Below are 19,766 nucleotides of genomic sequence, written 5' to 3'. Positions count from 1 at the left end.
TTTGAACATCCTTCCTCAATTATCCTATTGTGCAAGTAAGCAATTCAACTGACCGATCAGCTGTTCCACCTGTTCTCCCGGCATCTGTCCCAGCAGAGATTTCATCGGCATTTCCCGGATAACTTGCTCTCCCAGCTTCTTGTATTCGTCACTCATACCTTCTGCTGATGCGGCTGCTGTTGCCAATGGAGCCAGCAGTTCCGTAATAACGGGAGCGGTTTTCGTATGATCCAATAATTCTCCGAACGTTGTTGTGAAATCTACGCGAAGGGGCAGTTCTTTCTGTGTTTCAAATACAATATCAGCATGTAATCGGATGTCATCAGAAGCATGGCCGATCAGGATCCGGTATGTTCCGGATGGCGCATACCAGTCCCCGAGACGTTCTTCATAATAGGAAAGATCCCTCGCCAAAATTTCCATCGACACCGTTTTTTCTTCTCCCGGCAGGAGATGAACTTTGGCAAATCCTTTCAATTCCTTGACCGGTCTTTCCGGTGTGCCGCACAGGTCAGCTACGTACAGCTGTACGACTTCTTTTCCTTCTGTCTTTCCTGCATTTTTCACCTTGAAGGAGACCGTCAGGATATCCTCATCCGTCATTTGAGCCGATGACAAATTCAAGTCCCCATAAGCAAATTCCGTGTAAGACAGCCCATGTCCGAATGCATACCGCACCGGGACCTTCTTTGTATCATAATAACGGTATCCGACAAAGATATCCTCGCCATATAACACCCGCTTTCCATTTCCCGGAAAATGAAGGAAGCTCGGATTATCTTCCAGCCGGTACGGGAATGTCTCCGCCAGCCTGCCGGACGGATTCGCTTCTCCGTATAACAGCCGGTCACAGGCTTCGCCAACGCCCTGACCTCCGAGATACATTTCGAGGATCGCGCTTACTTTATCAGCCCATGGCAGCTCTACCGGGCTTCCATTGTGGAGTACAACTACAACATTAGGCTGTACTTTCAGCACTTCTTCAATCAGGCGGTCCTGGCATTGGGGCAGCTTCATGGATGTTCTGTCATACCCTTCTGACTCAAATATCTCAGGCAGCCCGGCAAAGATTACCGCAACATCTGCTTCTGCAGCAGTCCGAAGCGCTTTTTCCAGCTCTTGTTCCGTCATCGCGTCATTTTCCATAGAAAATCCTTTTGCATAAGTCACGCTACGCCCTTTTTCTCCGGCAGCATCCAATGCCGAAACAACCCTGAACGGATTGATATGGCTGGAGCCGCCGCCCTGATACCGCGGCTTTTCGGCAAATTCCCCTATATAGGCAACCTTTCTGTCTGTATTCAGCGGAAGTATACCGTTATTTTCCAGCAGGACCGCACATTCCGTCTCAATATCAGCTGCTTTTTTATGATCTGTTTCCTTATCAGATATAACTTCCGGACGATGCTGCTCTTCACCGGCAAATACAACATTCAATACCCGCTCCACCGCTTCATCCAGCACAGCTTCGTCCAGTCTTCCCTCCTGTACTGCTTGCACAATCTGTCTGTCATTGTATCCTCCGGAATAAGGCATCTCCAGATCCAGTCCGGCCTGCAGTCCTTTCACACGGTTATTTACAGCGCCCCAGTCACTAACGACGCAGCCTTTGTATCCCCATTCTTTTCTCAGGATATCTGTCAGAAGATATCTGTTTTCTGAAGCATATTCTCCATTTATTTTGTTGTAGCTACACATGACGGTTCTTGGAGCTGATTCTTTCACCGCTTCCTCAAACGCAGGCAGGTAGATTTCCCTGAGCGCACGTTCTGACACCTCGGAAGATATCGTCATACGGAGTGTTTCCTGGTTATTCAGTGCGAAGTGCTTAATGCTTGTCCCCACACCCTGACTCTGTACTCCGCGGATATATGCCGATGCCATCCTACCTGCCAGATATGGATCCTCCGACAGATACTCAAAGTTCCGCCCGCATAACGGGCTCCTTTTAATATTCACCGCCGGGCCAAGCAGTATGCTTACATTCTCGGCCTGACACTCCGCTCCCAGCGTCTCTCCCATCCGTTCCATCAGGTCAACATCAAAGCTGGAGGCTGTTGCACAGGCTGCCGGGAAACAAACGGCCTTCACACTTTCATTCAATCCCAGATGATCCGTTTCCCCTTCCTGCTTTCTCAGTCCGTGAGGACCGTCCACCATCATAACTGACGGAATGTTCAGTCGTTTGATTTCTTTCGTATGCCAGTTATCAGCGCCCGAACAGAGACTTGCCTTCTCTTCCAGCGTCATTTCAGAAATCAGTTCCTTTATTCTGTCCATCGCAAAAGTCCTCCATACTTTTCTTAATACTGATTGATCATCTGTGCCTCTGCCTCTTCACGGCTGATCTCACCATTGTTGCATTTTGCCATCAGCTGGACATCATGGTCATTAAGCTTGTAAAGACGAAGTATAAGCAGAGTGCAAATACCCCCGATAATGCCGCCAAGACAGCTGAATGTCCATAATTTATCGGCAAATCCTGCCGCCTGAACAACGCCTTCTCCCTCTCGGAAGCCGATTAAAGTTAACGCAAACACACTGACTGCTGTTGCGATCGCTCCATTTAATTTTGTAAAAAATGTCTGCGCTGCAAACGTTACACCACGCATTTTTAATCCTGTCTTGTACTGTCCATACTCGTAGCAGTCCGGCGTAAACTGATACTGCAGTATAACTGCTATTCCCAGCGGAATTCCTCCTAAAGCATTTAAAATCATAAACACCGTCATATTCTCATACCCGGCTATGAATCTTACAATTCCCAGAAGTAAAGCGAAAACATATGAAATATAGAAGACTTTAAATTTATCATATTTTTTGCATAATTCTACTGCCATAACCGCACCGATTAAGGTCGGAATAATTACCGCCATCGAAACATATGAGGCAGCTTCTTCACCGCCAAGGCAGTACCGAGCAACGTATAAGCCCCAATTTGCACCAACATTAAGCAGGCTGCTGATGAGCGGAGCCGCAAAGAAAATCAATAAATATTTGTTCTTCCGCAGACATTCTACCATATCTCGCAATGTATAACTTTCTTCTGCCCCGTCATTCAGGACTCTTTCTTTTTCAATTACTCTCTCCCTTGCGAACAGACAAATCGGAATCATCATAACACATGACAAAAGAGATAACACAATTACTGTTGTTGACCAGCCGCCTAACCGCTGCCGTACCAACGGCAGGACAATTCCTGTAACAATACCTGCAAAAATAGCAAACATTCTTCCTATGCTGTTTAGTGAAACACGTTCCTTCTGGTCTATTGTCATCGTGGTAACAATACCAAAAATCGGTACATCGCAAAGGGTATAGGCTGTATCCCATAACATATAAGCGAGTGTTGCCCATATGATTTTAGCCGTCATGGAAATCCCGGTAGGTATTATAAAAAGAAGAATAGTTGCCACCGGAATCGCTATGACAGATATTCGAAGCCACGGCAGGAATTTCCCTTTCTTAAAATTCACCTTATCCATGATCATACCGAAGATCGGATCGTTGATGGCATCCCACACTTTCGTGATCAGCGCCACGATCGCAACCAATGCTGCCGTTATGCCGATATCTGTAAAATATGTAGTCATATATCCTATCAGTCCATAGAATACATTCTGTCCCATAAAATACAAACCATAACTGATTTTTTCTCTTTTTGTAACTGCATTTTCCATTTCGTTATCCGTCCTTTCATTGTTTGATTTAATTATAAATAATCCCAAAGGGCAAATCATCAACGATATATAAGCATTTTACCGACGAAACTTAATATAATAATCATCTTTCTAAAAACTGATATAAGTATTCTTCCATCTTAGGCGTCCACCATTCCAGATATCCTGCCTGCGTCGGATGAACCGGATCTGCCATATAAACTTCATATTCTTTTTCAGAAACGTCATTCATCTCCTCGTCATTCCAAAGGTCGATCACGCCTATTCCATATTTATCCTGAAGCTCAAACAATACATCTACCATCTGCTGATACTGTTTACTGTCATATTTTGTTCCGGTATAAAAGATCACGGGACAATTCCATGTCTGCTTTGCATATACAATGATATATTCCATTGCTCCTGTTATCGTCTGTGTATCAAAATCCTCCAGATTTTCTGAACTGCTGATTTCTCCCATCGGCATTTCCTTCGACGCGTCATTCGTGGAAAGCTGACAGACAAATGCATCGAATTTCTCATCTGTACCGATATTATTTTTCATCCTTTGGATATAAGACGTCTTTCCGTTATCCACTAAAGTAGTACCGCTTACGGCTTCTTTTACATACTCACAGCCATTTCTGTAAGAGATATAATCTGCGAAAGAAACATCCATTGAGTACAGACCTAAGGTTACAGATGATCCAAGGTAGCAGATACGCTTCCCTCTAAGAGGGCTGTTTTCTAACGGTTCTATATTTTCCAGACTGTATTTTTCTGCGTTTCCCGGCATTTTTTTCAGTTTGTTCTTCCAGACAAAATCAAACGGTCCTCCACCGCCTACTGCTCCTACTAAATATGTCAGGCCGATTCCCGCGACCAGAATCACAATTAAAACGATTCTTAAGATAATCTTCAATATTTTCTTTTTCATAATCCTTAACTCCTTATTATTTTCAACTTTCATATTAAGAGAACTGGCCGTCTGTATTTACCGGTCAGTTCTCGCAAATACTGTCATTTTGTTTTCTTTGATTCTTTATTCAAACTGATACATTCCGCTTCCTACCTTGTATAATCTGCCATCCGGCATCTTTACAACGGCAGTCGTGTTGCAGGGGATTTTTACTTTCAGCTTAAATTTTCCTTCGTCCATACTCCACCTGACTGCGATTTCCCCGTACTCACTCATATAAGTACGTTTTACACTGGTAAACGCATTATCCGGCTCCGGTGCGATTACAACCTCCTTAAATCCGGGAGCAGCCATATCAATGCCGCTTATCTTCCGGAACATCCAGTCGTCCACGCATCCAAAGGCATAGTGGTTCAGGCTTGTCATAACCGGAGACCCGTCCTCCTTGTAAGAAATGTAATTTTCCCAGATTGTTGTCGCTCCCTGCTTCACCTCATAAAGCCATGACGGGCACTTTGTCTGAAGCAGGATTTTATATGCCTCGTCCATCCTGCCGATCTTACAGAGTGCATCCAGCAGATACGGCGTCGTCAGGAACCCTGTATCCAGACAATCCCCGTTTTCTTCTATCTTGCGAATCAAATGTCCGGCGATACTTTTTTTCTTCCTTTCAGGAGCAAGATCAAATGCGATTGCCAGCACATAACTGCCCATAAAATCAAGAGGCATCTTCCCGTCATCATCGATCAGTCCTTTTTGAATGGCAGATTTCATTCTGGACGCAATGTCATCATAATATAATTCGTCTGATGTATACCCGAGGAGTGCTGCCGTATCTGCCATGATCCGGCAGGAATTCCATCCAAAGATTGGCGCGCAGTATGCAGAAGTATTGACAGGTTTTGCAGCGCTTTGGTCTGCTCCGTCTACTGTCTGGCTCGGTATGAGCCACTCCCCGTACTGATGTCCTGTATTCCACAGATACTGATCAATTTCTTTTGGATGTTTCATCTTGCCTCTACGCTTCTTTGCAGTGTTGATGATATAGTCGCACCACTTTTTCATTGTGTCATACTGTTCTCTCAGTATCCTGATATTTCCTGTAAGCTGATACATGCTCCACGGTACGATACAGGCGGCATCTCCCCATCCTGCTTCTCCCACCGGTTCAAAATTGCGGTATACGATCCGATTCAGTTTCTCCAGTAATTCATAGATTCCGGTAAGGGGGATCACATTGGGGATTGCCCCATTTTTCTGCTGACTGCAGGTCATATTACGCAGCCATCTTGTCAGAAACGGGGTTACATTTTCGTTGAGCATGGCTGTTCTTGCATAAATCTGGATATCTCCGGTCCATCCGCCTTTTTCTCTCTGCGGGCAGTCCGTGGGGATTGAAAACAGATTCGACCGCTGAGACCATCTTGTATTTTCGTAAAGCCGGTTTATATCTTCGTTGGATGTCTCAAAAGTTCCCAGATCCTCATTGTCAGAGGACAGGACAATCGCTGTGAAATCCTCCGGGCTCACCGGCTGATCGCATGTCACTCTCACATAGCGGAATCCATGATATGTAAAATGCGGTGTATATTCTGTGAATTTACCGTTTGAAATATAAATATCACTTTGCTTGTGCCCTGTTTTCTCTGACATGAAAATATTGTTGAAATAGTTTCCATATTGATCCAGAGTTTCAAAATGATCTAATACCATTTTTGTTCCGGCCGGCAGTTTGGTTTTTACCCGCAGAACACCCGCCAGATTCTGCCCGAAGTCAATGATTGTCTCGCCTTTCGGGCTGACCGTCATTCCGACTGCCGGTAATTCCTTTACCGGGCGCACCGGTTCCCCGTACTGAGCTACCAGGTTGACGTAAGATTTTTTGCATGGGATACCTGCTTTCCAGCTGCTGTCATCGAATCCGCAGCAGTTCCAGTTTTCCTGTTCCATCCGTGCGTCATAGAGTTCACCTGCAAACAGATCGGAAGACCGAACCGGACTTTCCGAAACTTTCACCGCATCATCGGACACAACCATTTCACTCGTTCCGTCTTCATAATCAATCTTTATCTGAAATAACACAGAATGTTCGGCTTTAAACTTCCTGCTTCTCGGTTTAAAGTTCGCGCTGTCATACCAACCATCCCCTACCAGCATCCCTATGACATTCTCTCCCTCTCTCAAAACCGAGGTCACATCATAGGTCTGGTAACACAGATATTGGGAATAGACGGTAAATTCCGGCGCAAACTCTCTGTCATCCGGACGCATTCCGTTCATGCTGAGCTGATATGCTCCGTGACAGGTGGCGTAAACGCGCGCTCGTTTTATGCCGTCTCGTACACCAAATTCTTTGCGAAAATATTCTGCCGGGTTCTGCCCGCCGGTTCCGGGTTTTACCTTTTTCATCGGGAACGGAGATTTCACCCACTCGGCCGTCCATTCTTTCTTCATAAATCCTGTCTCAAAGGATGAGGATGCCGCTGCCTTTTCTCCGTTATTAACCGTCACTTCCACTGTCCAGCTATAGTCACTGAGACTTTTCAATGGTTTTCCGTTGTACTCTACAAAAGTACTTTTATCACTTTCTACCACCCCGGAATCCCACACCACTTCTCCCAGACCTGTCACTGTAATATGATAGGATGTCTGCATCACATTCTTTTTGTCACTGGTAATCACCCATGAAAAATAAGGTGCTTCGTCCACGCATGGTCTGTATTGACTGTTTACCTTAAGTCTTGTAAGCTCCATAGCAGCCTTCCTGATCAGAATTTCGCAAGCGCCGTATCCAGCATCTGCGCCTCATCTTTTTTTATCTCTCCTGCGAATGTTTTCGCGACATCTCTAAGCGAAAGCCCATATGCAATATCGGGGATCATATCTACTTCCACCATTTGAGAAAGAAACGCGCGGATATCCGGATGGTTCAGCAGTTCTTCCATTGTCGAGTCTATGCTATATTTCTTCTTTAAAGGCTGTGACGCCTCATAAGCGACTTCATATTCTCCGGCTCTCACACGGCAGATTCCATTTTCTACCTCTTCAAATAATGGATTTTCTATATCCTCATATATGCATTCTGGTGCATATGGAAGAACCACTTCTGCACTTCCGCCGAACGGAACCGTAACAGTGACCGTGATTTTATTATCCTCTGATATCTCCCAGCCGCACTGATAGCATCCGGTTGCCGAATCATAAACAGCTTTTACATATTTAAGTCCATTATTCACTTTCGGACTGATTCGCATCACCTTGCCTCCCGGGCTCTGTTCCATCACATCAATTCCAGCTGCATGGCGGAAGATCCACTCCAATACAGCGCCGTAGGAATAATGATTCAGACTGTTCATCCCCGTGCTGGAGACATGTCCGCTCTCATCCAGTGAATTCCAACGCTCCCACACCGTCGTTGCTCCCAGCTTCACTTCATGGAGCCAGCCCGGGTATTCCTCATTCAGGAGCAGCCGGTATGCCGCATCTGTCATTCCATGATCAGTCAGGACATTGCACAAAAGCGGTGTTCCTACAAACCCGGTATTTAATTTATTTTTATTATCCCTGAGAAGCTTTTGCAGCATCTGCTTTGTCAGTTCTTCATTTTCAGACAGATGATATTTCAGTGCAAGAACAAGCCCTGTCTGCGTCTTCACCGCACATCTGCCTGTAGCAGTAAAATATTCTTCTTTCACGACCTGCCACTGACGGTCTGCGATTTTCTGATACTCCTGTCTCGTTTCTTCCAGTCCAAGCACCTCTGCTGCTTTTGCAACAATCTGTGCACTTGCCGCGTAGTAGATGTCTGCAATGTATGCTTCATCAGTCGCTCCATACACGCTGTTCGCAGCGGCACCTGTACGGTCAAGAGCAAGCCAGTCCCCATAATGGAAAACCTGTCTCCATCCATGATTGTCTCCGTCAATTCTCCGGATATAATCGACCCACGCTTTCATGCTCTCAATCTGGTTTTCGAGTATTGTTTTGTCCCCGCTGAACAGATATACGTTCCAGGGAATGATACATGCGGCGTCTCCCCATGCGCAGGAACATTTTGTCGGTCCGAATGTGGGGACAATCTCCGGAACCATTCCGTCCGCCAGAAGCTGTTCCTGATACAGGTCGTATAAATATTTTCTGTAAAACGCATAGGTATCAGCCAGATAGCTTGCAGTCGCGGAAAATACCTGTGTATCCCCTGTCCAGCCCATCCTCTCATCTCTTTGCGGACAGTCTGTAGGCACATCCAGAAAGTTCCCTTTCATTCCCCATTCGATATTGGAGATCAATTTATTCACAAGATCATTCCCTGTCTCAATTGCCCCGATGCTCTCATAATCGCTGTAAAGAACAAGCGCCGTAAAATCCTCACACGAAAGATCCTTAACCCCGGTCACTTTTACATATCGATAGCCATAGTATGTAAAATGAGGAGTGATCACCTTTTCCGTACCATCAGAAATATAGACATACTCCGACAGCGCAGTTCTCAAATTCTCATTATAAAAGCACCCATTCTGAAGCACCTCGCCTGTCTGGATCCTGATAGCTGTCCCTGCCGGCTCATGCACCCGCAGCCGGAAGATCCCCGTGATCTCCTGCCCCAGATCAAATACCTCTTCTCCGGCAGGAGTATGAATCAGATCTGCCGGCTTCCTCTCCTCCTGTACCTTAACAGGAAGAGATAACCGTTCCATAAGCCGGCCTTTCGGAGCCTTTGCGATCCGCGCAGGAGACTCCTCAACCGGCGGCAGCGTATCATCTCTTCTCTCACCGTCATAGATATTGGAAAACCACAAATTGCTTCTTGTAACTGACCAGGTTTCATCAGAACTGATCACATCTTTCGTTCCGTCTTTATACTCTATGTGAACCTCCGCAATCAGCTTCCACTCGTCACCGTAATATGCTTCCCGTTCCGGATCATTGAAACCGAACCTGCCTTTATACCAGCCGTTTCCGAGAAGAACAGACAGCACACCGCCTTGTTCTGCCTGTTTCGTGATGTCATACGTCTGATACTGGATCCACCGGTCATAATTATTGCAGTACGGAGTCAGATACTCATCACCGATTTTCTCAGGATTATCTTTGTTTTCCCCCAGAAAATATGCTTCATACAATCCCAGGCCGCAAATGTACAGTCTTGCGTTTTTCACTTCTTTTGCCGGACGAATCCTCTTTGAGAAAATCGGATGCCGTTCCTGACTGCTGTCACAGGTAATCCACCTGCCAGTCCACGGTTCATCCATTTTGGCGGTCTCAAAGAACTGCGCGTCTGATTCGATCACTTCCTCTGCATCTGTTGTCACAATGACCTTCCAGTAATATCTTGTATACGGCTGCGGTTCAAATTCCACTCTTGCAGCGAGACTGTCCAACTCTGCCTCCCCCGTGTCGTGACAGATATCTGTGAAGGTTTTGTTCTTGCTGATCACAATCCTTGCATGTTTCTGTTCCTGTCCTCTGCATCCTTTCACTTTCCATGAAAATGCAACAGAATCCATATTAAACCCTATCGGATTTGTGATATGATTTGTTTTTGCTGCATAAATCTTTCCCATGCTGATACTCCTTCTCTATCATTCTTATTCACTTATACCCGATTTTGACCGTTTCTCCCTCATCAGACATATCTGCTCATTCAATTTTTCCTTGGTAATAGGATAACCTTTTGAGAAGATCACAATGGCCACCACATTTACGATTGCCGGCAATATTAGCACACAGAGGACGATCACATTAATTACATTGTCATTCTGTACTGCCGCCTTACTGTCAAATCCTGCTAACTGCAGCAGATACCCCGGAATCGCACCACCGATTCCCATTGCACACTTGGAGACAAAGCTGGAAAGAGATGCGACAGCACCTTCTGCCCTAATTCCCATAGACACTTCGATATAATCTGTATTATCTGCCTGTATTCCATAATTAAGAGGTGCTGCAAAGCCGGCTCCTATTCCTGCAATCAATACAGAGACAATAAGAAGGGGAATGCTCCTCACATCCAACAGACGGATGATTGGTGCCAGTCCTGCAAGTGCAAGTCCAATCGCATACATTTTCTTCTTTCCAAACCTTCCAATCAGATTACCAATGACCATTGTAGCCGGAAAAACAGTAACACATGTAATAAGCGTAATAATAGACGCCAACGTCAGATCTTCAAAAATATATGTATAAAAGTATGTATTTGCTGCATTCACGATATTGCTTCCAATCGAATATAACAGTACAGCAAGGAATGTAATGTACACCGGCTTCTGACTGAGAATCTTGAATAATTCTTTTACAGAATAGCTGTTCTCCATCTGTGGTTTTACACGTTCTTTTACTCCCATGGTTCCTATAATAGAGAAGAAAAAAATCACTGCTGTCATGATCAGAACAAGATTAATATATCCCTGTTTGTTAGAAGTATCTCCAAGAATAAGTGGAGCTGCCACACCGATTACAAGCGCCCCGATCACGTATGCAAGCCCTTTGATTGAACTTAAGCTGTTCCTTTCTTTCATATCTTCTGTCATAACCGGCAGAAGACTGTTCAGCGAAATATCCATGACTGGGAACAACACACCAAGCAGAATATACGATACATATGCGATTGCCAGTTTCCCCGATGTTGATAACATAGGTCCAAACCAAAGTAGAAGGAAATTGGCGCTACACAGAATTGTTCCCAGAATCAATGTCGGTCGGAAATGTCCCATCTTTCTGGTCGGAAGATGGTCGATCATAAACCCAACTAACGGATCGTTAATGGCATCTAGAAAGCGTGCGATCAGGAACAGTGTCGCACATGCAGCAGGACTCAAGCCGCATATATTGGTATAAAAAATTAGTAAATATCCGTTGATCAGTGTCATAACCGGAATGTTTCCAAAGTTTGCCATTGCAAATGACAGCTTTTCTCTCATTTTTATCTTATCTTGATTCATATTTTATTCTCACTTTCCTTCTTCTGCACACAGAGCATTTAACTCCACGATCATCTGCTCGATCGCTTCGCCCGGAATAACGCTTAAAAATGATTTCAGCGGCATCTGCGCAATAATTTCCGGAGTCACAAGTTGTACATCCCCATCTTCTTTCTTAGGTTCTTCTCCCTGTGATATTCCCTCAAGATACTCCATCATTTTCCCTGCTGTCTTCGGGTGGTTCATCAATTCCCCCATTGTAGTGGTCATATCCACAGTGAACGGCAGCAGCACATCAGTGGTAAATGTAAGTTCTGCAGCCTCTCTGATCTCATCGCTGGCATGCCCGATCTGGATCTCATATGTACCTGACGGAGTATACCAGTCGTGAATCTTTGTCTCGTAGTAAGCAAAATCTCTCGCGCAAAGCTCCATTGTAACAGTCTTCTTCTCACCCGGATTCAGAAATACTTTCGCAAACCCTTTTAGTTCTTTCACTGCTCTTGGCACTGTACTGTTTTTGCCGCTGACATAGAGCTGAACCACTTCACTTCCTGCCCTCTTCCCTGTATTCTCCACATCAATGCTCACCTTCAGAATATCTCCATCTTTCATTTCCGCAGAAGAGAGTTTCATATTGCTGTAGCTGAATTCCGTATATGACAGTCCATGGCCGAATGCCCAGCGCACCGGCACTTTCTTCGCATCATAGTAACGGTATCCGACAAAGATATCTTCTCCATAGAGAACAGTCCTGCCGTCTCCGGGGAAATTCAGGTAACTCGGATTGTCTTCCAGACGATATGGGAACGTCTCCGCCAGACGTCCTCCCGGATTTGCCTCCCCAAATAACAGCCGGTCGCTGGCCTCCCCAATGCCTTCTCCTCCCAGATACATCTCCAGAATGGCATTTACAGACTCCGCCCATGGAGTTTCTACGGGACTTCCGTTATGAAGAACCACTACCACATTTTTCTGTATCTCAGCCACAGCCTCTATAAGGCGATTCTGACACTTTGGCAGTTCCATGGATGTTCTGTCATATCCTTCCGACTCAAAGCTGTCCGGCAGTCCGGCAAAGATTACAACTACATCTGCGCCCGCTGCCGCTTCACACGCCTGTTTCAGCTCCTCTTCTGTCATCTCGTCACGCTCTGACGAGAAGCCTTTCACATACTCCACTGCCCTGCCTTTTCTCACCGCAGTTTCCAGAGCCGACACTACGCTGTCCGTATTGATGTGACTCGATCCCCCGCCCTGGTATCGCGGTTTCTTTGCAAATTCCCCGATATAGACTACTTTCTGTTCTTTTTTCAGCGGCAGCACTCCCCTGTTTTCCAGAAGTACGGCGCACTCTGTTTCGATATCTGCCGCTGCTTTGTGATCCTTTTCCCTGTCAAATACAGTCTCCGCTTTCCTGTTATCTGTGTAGGAGAAGACTACTTTCAGTATGCGTTCCACCGTTCTGTCAAGAATTTCTTCCTCCAGTTCTCCATTCTCCACTGCCTGAATAATCTTTCTTGTATTATATCCTCCTGATCCCGGCATCTCCAAGTCAAGACCGGCTTTCAGTCCTTTCACCCGGTCATTTACAGCTCCCCAGTCACTGACCACATATCCTTCAAATCCCCACTCATCCCGCAGGATATCTGTCAGAAGTTTCTTATTCTCTGAAGAAAATACTCCGTTAATCTTATTGTAGCTACACATCACAGTCTTTGGCTGCGCTTTCTTCACCGCCTCCTCAAAAGCCGGCAGATAAATTTCCCGGAAAGCCCGTTCCGATACTTCCGACGATATCTGCATACGGTCTGTTTCCTGATTATTCGCGGCGAAGTGTTTCATACTGGTTCCGATGTCTTTCGACTGTACGCCCCGGATATATGCTGACGCCATCTTTCCTGTCAGATATGGATCTTCGGACATATATTCAAAATTCCTTCCGCAGAGAGGACTGCGTTTGATATTAACTGCAGGGCCGAGGAGCATGCTCACGTTCTCAGCCTGACACTCGTCCCCAAGGATCTGTCCCATACGTTCCATCAGTTCCACATCAAAGCTGGATGCTGTGGCACAGGCTGCCGGAAAGCAGACTGCATTCACACTTTTATTTAGGCCGAGATGATCCGCCGTTCCTTCCTGTTTGCGCAGACCATGCGGGCCGTCTGTCATCATAACGGAAGGAATCCCTAACCTTTCGATTCCCATCGTGTTCCAGAAATCCGCTCCCGAACAAAGTCCTGCTTTTTCCTCCAGTGTCATCTGTCTGATCAATTCTTTCAAGTTTCTGCTCATTATGAAATCCTCCTTAAATAAATTCTTATCTGTTCCTATCTGTGGGCTTCCCAGAAGATGACTGCTTCCTGAAGCCAGTTTTTCACTTTTGTTTCATTTCCTATTCCAAATCCATGTCCCAGTCCGTCAACGATTCTGACCGACACATTTTCTTTGCCCAGTACCTTCTCTAATTCCGGCAGTTTATCTTCCACATTTGCAAAACCGAACTCATCATCCCGCCCTACGATAGAAAATACCGCCAGTCCCTTGTCCTCCGGCAAAGCTTTGATATCCCAGTCCAGACCATACATAGGGAAGATCACCTTCGGTCTTGGCAGATGATTCTTGTGGCAGCAGTCCTCATAATTGGCAAATGAATACGCCGTGGTCATAAGTCCTCCTGCTGAAAAACCAAAGATGGCATAATCATCCATGTTTACAGAAAACTGTTTTTGATGCTCCGTCAGATATCGGATCACTTGTGTCAGTTCCCTCGCGGCAGCCTGTCCCTGCTTTACCTGTTCTGTCTCACCCAGCTGTCTGCCGACCGGATAACTTACGACAAAAACAGAATATCCCATTTTATGCAACTTCATCGCCACAGGATACCCCTCGCAATCAGTTACATTACTGATAAATCCACCTCCCGGAACTACAATGGCAAGTGGTTTTCCCTGTTGTCCCTGATAAAACATTCCCGTCAGATGTGACCTGTACGGATGACCCTTCACTGCTTCCGCAGGATACAGATTCGACACCAGCCTTGCCTGACCTTTCTCAACAAGTCCGGTTAGATAATTGAAAGATTCCAAGGCTGCATCCAATTGTTCCTCACGGCCCTGCGCCTTAAAAAAATCCTTATACTTTACAGGCGCAATGGCTTTCAGCACGTTATCCTCCACATTGAAAAACATATGTTTAAAACCGCCGAATACCGGATGCTGCATGAAAAATCCAACTTTGTCCTCCCCCGTTCCCGGACGGAAATGTCCGTTTTCATCGTAATAGCTGCTTTCCTTTATTTTTGGAAATCCGCAGATGCCAAGAAGTGCCGGTAAAAACATGGCACTTTTTTTGTAGACATATAATGTCGCACCGATTACAAATAATAAAACAATCACCACTACTGCAAAAAATATCTTCATCCTAACCTATGCCTCCTTTTCTTACTGATATCTTACATTATACAGACTAAAATTACATCAACGAAACATAAGTGATTTACCGACCAAACTTAATAAATATCCGAGATTACTCTGTACACCTTTGCCCCCAATATGGTATATTTTAGACAGGTTAAATAAACTGCTGATGACTATAATCACAGTTCATTCATATCTTGAAAAGGAGAGAATATATATGATGACATTATCTGCATTGAATCAATTTCTGAAGCAGCACACTCCCGAAGAAACCCAGCGTCTGAACGGTGTAAAGAAAGATTATTCACAATTTCCTGTTGCCAGAGGTAAGTTTGATACACCCTGTTACCGTTTTGATACGAACCTTGAAGATCTGCGTTCTTTATTTCTTTCAAAGAAAGTTCTTCCGAGTTATTACAACTTCGCTGTTGTAAAACAAGATCGTTTTGAAAACGTACCTCTGCATATCCATGAGTGGCTGGAATTGAGTTATATTTATTCTGGCGCCTGCACAATGACGATAAATAAGACTACATTCAGGCTAAAAGCCGGGCAGATGGTTCTGATCAGCCAGAATGCACCTCATTCTGTCAAAAGATGTTCAGAAAATGATATTATCATCAATTTTCTGCTGACGCGCGAATATCTGAACGGTACTTTTTTTGAACGCCTGTCTCAGGATAATTACCTTACACACTTTTTCATTGAGGCTCTGAACACCACGATGCAGGAAAGCAGGTATATTGTCTTTTCCCCGGAACAAAAACAAAACCGGCTGGCAGATCTTACCAACCAGTTTCTCTGTGAATTTTATTCTCCGTCCGTAACATCCGGGCCTTTTTTAGACAGTCTTTTTACACTGATCACCTGTGAGATGATTAATCTTTTCCAGCACGGTATGGTTCTGGATCACTCCTCAGTGGATCAGATTTATACCATACTCCGATATATCGAAACAAACTTTGCGGACTGTACCCTTTCTTCTACAGCTGAGTTTTTTAATATGCACCCAAACTATCTCTCTGCCTATATCCGCCAGCATACCGGAATCACTTACAAAGAGCTGGTCCAGACACAGCGGCTTTCTCAGGCGGCAAAACTGTTAAGGAGCACCGCACTTTCCACAAATGATATCAGCCTTGCCGTCGGATATCAGAATACCAGCTTTTTCTTTCAGCTGTTCCGCAAGAAATACGGATGTACGCCTATGGAATATCGAAACATGCTTCATGCTTCTGATACGCCAAATATGTGATATGTACATTATTTGTCATATAGAAACTTTTCCGGTAAAGTTACTTTAAAATCTTTCGCCAAATCTCTGAAATTCTGAGGTGAGATTGTCTGTCTTTTATCCGGTCTCATGGACAGCATCTTTACAAGGATTTCCGCGGATTTCTCTACGGTGTGCATTAATCCGAATGTAAGATCAAAGTCTTCCCCTGAGCAGAACATGCCGTGATGCGCCCAGATTGCCACATCATATTCTTTCATCAGGGCACTTGTCGCCACTGCGATCTCACGGCCGCCCGGCACCATCCATCCTACTACACCGATTCCGGAAGGAAATACAACCGGGCACTCGGTCGCCATCTCCCAGAGTTCTCTAGTAAATACTTTATCCTCCAACGGCAGTACAAATGTCAGTGCGATCACATTCGTGGTATGTGCATGATAAATCACCCGGTGCGCTTCATTGGTAACGCCTTTTTTCACTTCATGGTTCATCAGGTGGCTCGGTAGCTCACTGGTCGGTCTGCCTCCGTTTACCAGGCCCCAAAAGATGCGGTAATTCTCTCCTTTTTCATCCAGTTCGATGATGCAGATACTATCCTCCGGATCAATGATGACATTGCGGAAATATTTCCCGCTGCCTGTTACGAGGAAATATTCGCTCGCAAGTCCGGGGACTTTGGTGCCAATCGGTTTCCATTCATTGTCATAATGAAGGAACTCTTTTACCTCCGCCACTTCCTCGTCTTTGATGCGGTAAGACAGGTTGCCGCCGTTTCTCTCGTGCCATCCCTGCTCCCATCCATCGTTACACATACGGATAAATCCCTGTACAAATTTTGTATCCAATACACTCACGGCTTTTCCCTCCTACACTCTTTTTGTCAATACCGTCTCTTCGTATTTCTCAATTTCCCCGAACCACGTACCGTCTTTTGGCGCTCCGCATTCTTCACAATACTCGGCCCACACATCACCAAAGGGCAGTGTTTTTATCTCTTCCTGCTTTACCATCAGCTCTGTCATACGTCCTTCGTCCTGCAGTTGTTTCAGTGTTTCATTTGGTGTCAGCAGTGCATTTAAAAGTGCTTTCTGGAAATTACGGAATCCTACAACCCATGCGGAGATTCTGTTGATGCTCGCGTCAAAATAATCCAAGGCAACTTTATCTACAGAAGACATTCTCCATACAGTAGGCTACGAAAACAGCAGCTTTTTTCACAACAAATTTAAAGAACTGTATGGGAAAACTCCAAAAGAATATCGTAGAGAAAAAGCTGCCGCCTCTTTAGGAGATAGCAACAGCTTTTCAAATGACGTCTAAAATTATTTAACAACATTAAGATAACATACCGTAACCAAGAATACGTCCACTCCCAATCGGATACTGATGCTGCCACACTCCCCTGACGCTATTGCCATTCACTGTCGTACTCGTATTCCCTTCTACGGTATACACAATATCTCCCTCACACTTCTTCACAATCGCCACATAGTCTGTCATGCCGGCGTCTCTCCAGTCGAAGAACATAAGAAGAGCATAAGAGCAAGTTTCGCCTGAGTAACTCAAAACTCACTTTCGTGGTTTCCGTTCCCCGGCAAACTTGATGAGGATTTCGCTCCCCATACCCTCGAATAACGCATATTTATTAATATGCTGTTTTGGCTCCTTGACAGTCACAGCGTAATTTTTTAAATTACGGATTTCTCTTCCCACAAAGATATTCCAATAGGCTTATTCTTATAAGGATATTTTCAAAGGAGGAAACAGCAAGTGGCACGTCCCAAAAAACATAAAGAGTTGAAACGAAATCACCAGATCATGCTGCGCCTGACAGATACAGAATATGAGAATATCTCTTCCAATGCAAAAAACGCTTCACTTCCGGTGGCCGAGTACGCAAGGAAACTTATCACCGGGAAGCCTCCAAAGATCACTTATGAGGTCGTGGCAGATCTTCCTGAGCTGAAAAAGCTGATCGGAGAGTTTGGAAAAATCGGCAGCAATTTGAACCAGATTGCACGGTACTTTAACAGCGGCGGTATTCATTCTCAGGAAATGCGAAAGTATATTCAACAGGGAATTGCAGATATTTATGAAATGAAATATGAAGTTTTGAAAATGGCGGGAGACTTCCACTCCCTCTCTGCGGAACTTTCTTCCATACAGAAAGGAGCTGCCGCTCATGGCCATCCTGAAACATATCACCAGTAAAAATGCGGATTATGGAGAGGCACAGCGCTATCTCATGTTCCAATATGATGAAGCCACCATGAAACCTGTCCTTGATGAAAGCGGCAGGATGATTCCCCGTAAGGAATTCTATCTGGACGGCATAAACTGCGATCCGTTCACTTTTGATATGGAATGTAAGGAACTGAACGCTCAGTATCGTAAAAATCAGACCTTTGATGAAATCAAATCCCATCATTATATTCTGAGTTTCGATCCGAAAGATGCGGCAGACAATGGATTGACCGGAGAACGGGCACAGCAGCTTGGTATAGAATATACCCGCAAAAATTTCCCCGGACACCAGGCTTTAGTCTGCACCCACACAGACGGAAATAACGAAAGCGGTAATATCCATGTGCATATTGTGATTAACAGTCTACGAAAATATGAGGTGGAACGTCGTGGCTTTATGGAGCGTTCCTGCGATTCCCGTGCCGGATATAAACATCATCTCACAAACAATTATCTTGCTTATCTAAAACAGGATGTAATGGATCTATGCCATCGGGAAGGTCTGCACCAGGTAGATCTGCTCTCTCCTGCAGAGAAGAAAATCACCGACCGGGAATATCACGCACGGCGCAGGGGACAGAAAAAGATGAATGAGTTAAACCGGAAGATGCTTGCAGATGGTGTTACGCCACGGAAGACAAAATTTGAGACGCAGAAAGACCAGCTCCGGAGAGCCATTGAGGAAGTCTCTGTCGCTGTCCATTCCCTGGAAGATTTTCAAAAAGTTCTGAGAGAAAAATATAATATTTCACTCAAGGTCAGCCGGGGCCGGCTCAGCTATCTCCACCCGGACCGGCAGAAGTATATCACCGGAAGGAACCTAGGGAGCCATTATGAAAAAGAATATCTTCTTTCTCTGTGGGAGAAAAACGCAAGACAGGAACAGCATCGGCATCCTGAGCCGGAGCGTCCTGCAGATACTCATCAAAATACTATACCGAGTGAACTGCCGGACTTTGTTTTTATCAAATCCGATCTCCGGCTCGTGGCCGATCTGCAGAACTGTGCCAGGGCGCAGCAAAGCGCCGCCTATGCGCAGAAAGCGAAGCTATCCAATCTGCAGCGGATGGCAAGGACTGTTGCCTATATTCAGGAACATGGCTATAATACAGCAGAGGATCTGGAATTAGCTTATGAAGACGCAAAACGCCATGCCACTGGTATGAGGAAAGCGCTCCGTTCCACGGAAAAAAAGCTGAAGCAGGTCAAGGAAAAAATCCACTACACCGGGCAATATCTGGCAAACAAATCCATTTACTGTCAGTTCATCAACAGCAGGAATAAAAATAGTGTCTTCGACACCTCAACTCCCTGCCCCCTCATTCATGAGGGGATTTATGGGTTTTCTTTTTGTTGCAATCCCTTCAT

At 45.2% G+C, this 19,766-nt stretch carries 15 protein-coding genes; 4 read left to right on the top strand and 11 right to left on the bottom strand.

The annotated features are described in order from the left end of the window. Nucleotides 1–24 precede the first annotated feature (24 nt). The 8 genes from DW650_RS17960 to DW650_RS17925 form a co-directional block, all read right to left on the bottom strand. Nucleotides 25–2,280: a beta-glucosidase gene (locus DW650_RS17960; RefSeq protein ID WP_118210735.1), complete on the bottom strand. Its 2,256-nt coding sequence runs from the start codon at nucleotides 2,278–2,280 to the stop codon at nucleotides 25–27. A gap of 23 nt (nucleotides 2,281–2,303) precedes the next feature. After that, a complete protein-coding gene (locus DW650_RS17955) occupies nucleotides 2,304–3,680 on the bottom strand; it encodes an MFS transporter (RefSeq protein WP_158576240.1) in 1,377 nt (458 codons plus the stop codon). Nucleotides 3,681–3,783: 103 nt separating this feature from the next. Next, nucleotides 3,784–4,596: an SGNH/GDSL hydrolase family protein gene (locus tag DW650_RS17950; protein WP_118281818.1), complete on the bottom strand. Its 813-nt coding sequence runs from the start codon at nucleotides 4,594–4,596 to the stop codon at nucleotides 3,784–3,786. Nucleotides 4,597–4,701: 105 nt separating this feature from the next. Next, nucleotides 4,702–7,332, bottom strand: coding sequence for a family 78 glycoside hydrolase catalytic domain (locus tag DW650_RS17945; protein WP_118210732.1), 2,631 nt, complete (start codon nucleotides 7,330–7,332; stop codon nucleotides 4,702–4,704). Between the two features lie 14 nt (nucleotides 7,333–7,346). After that, nucleotides 7,347–10,142: an alpha-L-rhamnosidase gene (locus DW650_RS17940; protein WP_118210731.1), complete on the bottom strand. Its 2,796-nt coding sequence runs from the start codon at nucleotides 10,140–10,142 to the stop codon at nucleotides 7,347–7,349. A gap of 24 nt (nucleotides 10,143–10,166) precedes the next feature. Further along, entirely contained in the window at nucleotides 10,167–11,519 is a 1,353-nt protein-coding gene (locus tag DW650_RS17935; protein WP_117636782.1) for an MFS transporter, read from the bottom strand. A 9-nt stretch (nucleotides 11,520–11,528) separates the two neighbouring features. Further along, nucleotides 11,529–13,793, bottom strand: a complete 2,265-nt coding sequence (locus DW650_RS17930) for a glycoside hydrolase family 3 C-terminal domain-containing protein (protein WP_118210730.1) — start codon at nucleotides 13,791–13,793, stop codon at nucleotides 11,529–11,531. A 35-nt stretch (nucleotides 13,794–13,828) separates the two neighbouring features. Next, a complete protein-coding gene (locus DW650_RS17925) occupies nucleotides 13,829–14,920 on the bottom strand; it encodes an alpha/beta hydrolase (RefSeq protein WP_118210729.1) in 1,092 nt (363 codons plus the stop codon). Nucleotides 14,921–15,134: 214 nt separating this feature from the next. Between DW650_RS17925 and DW650_RS17920 the strand changes: the two genes are divergently transcribed. Then, the gene (locus DW650_RS17920) at nucleotides 15,135–16,172 is read left to right on the top strand and encodes an AraC family transcriptional regulator (protein WP_158576239.1); all 1,038 of its coding nucleotides are present in this window, start codon (nucleotides 15,135–15,137) and stop codon (nucleotides 16,170–16,172) included. An 8-nt stretch (nucleotides 16,173–16,180) separates the two neighbouring features. Here DW650_RS17920 and rhaD read toward each other — a convergent pair whose 3' ends face one another. Then, nucleotides 16,181–17,008, bottom strand: a complete 828-nt coding sequence (gene rhaD / locus DW650_RS17915; protein ID WP_117636786.1) for a rhamnulose-1-phosphate aldolase — start codon at nucleotides 17,006–17,008, stop codon at nucleotides 16,181–16,183. A 12-nt stretch (nucleotides 17,009–17,020) separates the two neighbouring features. Further along, a complete protein-coding gene (locus DW650_RS17910) occupies nucleotides 17,021–17,332 on the bottom strand; it encodes an L-rhamnose isomerase (RefSeq protein WP_015522068.1) in 312 nt (103 codons plus the stop codon). Between DW650_RS17910 and DW650_RS20690 the strand changes: the two genes are divergently transcribed. Beyond that, nucleotides 17,331–17,474: an AraC family transcriptional regulator gene (locus DW650_RS20690; RefSeq protein ID WP_117636789.1), complete on the top strand. Its 144-nt coding sequence runs from the start codon at nucleotides 17,331–17,333 to the stop codon at nucleotides 17,472–17,474. The genes DW650_RS17910 and DW650_RS20690 overlap by 2 nt on opposite strands. 15 nt (nucleotides 17,475–17,489) lie before the next feature. Here the strand turns inward: DW650_RS20690 and DW650_RS19605 are convergent, their stop codons facing one another. Continuing rightward, nucleotides 17,490–17,654, bottom strand: coding sequence for a hypothetical protein (locus tag DW650_RS19605; RefSeq protein ID WP_157350121.1), 165 nt, complete (start codon nucleotides 17,652–17,654; stop codon nucleotides 17,490–17,492). Nucleotides 17,655–17,924: 270 nt separating this feature from the next. Here DW650_RS19605 and DW650_RS17900 point away from each other — a divergent pair, with 270 nt between their 5' ends. Together DW650_RS17900 and DW650_RS17895 are read left to right on the top strand one after the other, a co-directional pair. Further along, nucleotides 17,925–18,365 (top strand): plasmid mobilization protein, encoded by a 441-nt coding sequence (locus tag DW650_RS17900; RefSeq protein WP_117636787.1) that lies wholly within the window; start codon nucleotides 17,925–17,927, stop codon nucleotides 18,363–18,365. Beyond that, a partial coding sequence (locus DW650_RS17895; RefSeq protein WP_118210728.1) for a relaxase/mobilization nuclease domain-containing protein occupies nucleotides 18,337–19,766 on the top strand: 1,430 nt, incomplete at its 3' end. The genes DW650_RS17900 and DW650_RS17895, both read left to right, overlap by 29 nt.

The sequence above is a fragment of the Roseburia sp. AM23-20 genome (genome assembly GCF_003470905.1).
Taxonomy (GTDB): Bacteria; Bacillota; Clostridia; order Lachnospirales; family Lachnospiraceae; genus Roseburia; species Roseburia rectibacter.
The sequence above is the reverse complement of the archived record's forward strand: the minus strand, read 5'-3'. Positions and strand labels throughout refer to the sequence as shown.

What these genes read in the sequence shown, in the direction of transcription:
- DW650_RS19605 (WP_157350121.1), bottom strand. Translation starts at nt 17,654, where the DNA reads ATGACAGACTATGTGGCGATTGTGAAGAAGTGTGAGGGAGATATTGTG.
- DW650_RS17925 (WP_118210729.1), bottom strand. Translation starts at nt 14,920, where the DNA reads ATGAAGATATTTTTTGCAGTAGTGGTGATTGTTTTATTATTTGTAATC.
- DW650_RS17920 (WP_158576239.1), top strand. Translation starts at nt 15,135, where the DNA reads ATGATGACATTATCTGCATTGAATCAATTTCTGAAGCAGCACACTCCC.
- DW650_RS17930 (WP_118210730.1), bottom strand. Translation starts at nt 13,793, where the DNA reads ATGAGCAGAAACTTGAAAGAATTGATCAGACAGATGACACTGGAGGAA.
- DW650_RS17945 (WP_118210732.1), bottom strand. Translation starts at nt 7,332, where the DNA reads ATGGAGCTTACAAGACTTAAGGTAAACAGTCAATACAGACCATGCGTG.
- DW650_RS17960 (WP_118210735.1), bottom strand. Translation starts at nt 2,280, where the DNA reads ATGGACAGAATAAAGGAACTGATTTCTGAAATGACGCTGGAAGAGAAG.
- DW650_RS17950 (WP_118281818.1), bottom strand. Translation starts at nt 4,596, where the DNA reads ATGAAAAAGAAAATATTGAAGATTATCTTAAGAATCGTTTTAATTGTG.
- DW650_RS17940 (WP_118210731.1), bottom strand. Translation starts at nt 10,142, where the DNA reads ATGGGAAAGATTTATGCAGCAAAAACAAATCATATCACAAATCCGATA.
- DW650_RS17910 (WP_015522068.1), bottom strand. Translation starts at nt 17,332, where the DNA reads ATGTCTTCTGTAGATAAAGTTGCCTTGGATTATTTTGACGCGAGCATC.
- DW650_RS17935 (WP_117636782.1), bottom strand. Translation starts at nt 11,519, where the DNA reads ATGAATCAAGATAAGATAAAAATGAGAGAAAAGCTGTCATTTGCAATG.
- DW650_RS17955 (WP_158576240.1), bottom strand. Translation starts at nt 3,680, where the DNA reads ATGGAAAATGCAGTTACAAAAAGAGAAAAAATCAGTTATGGTTTGTAT.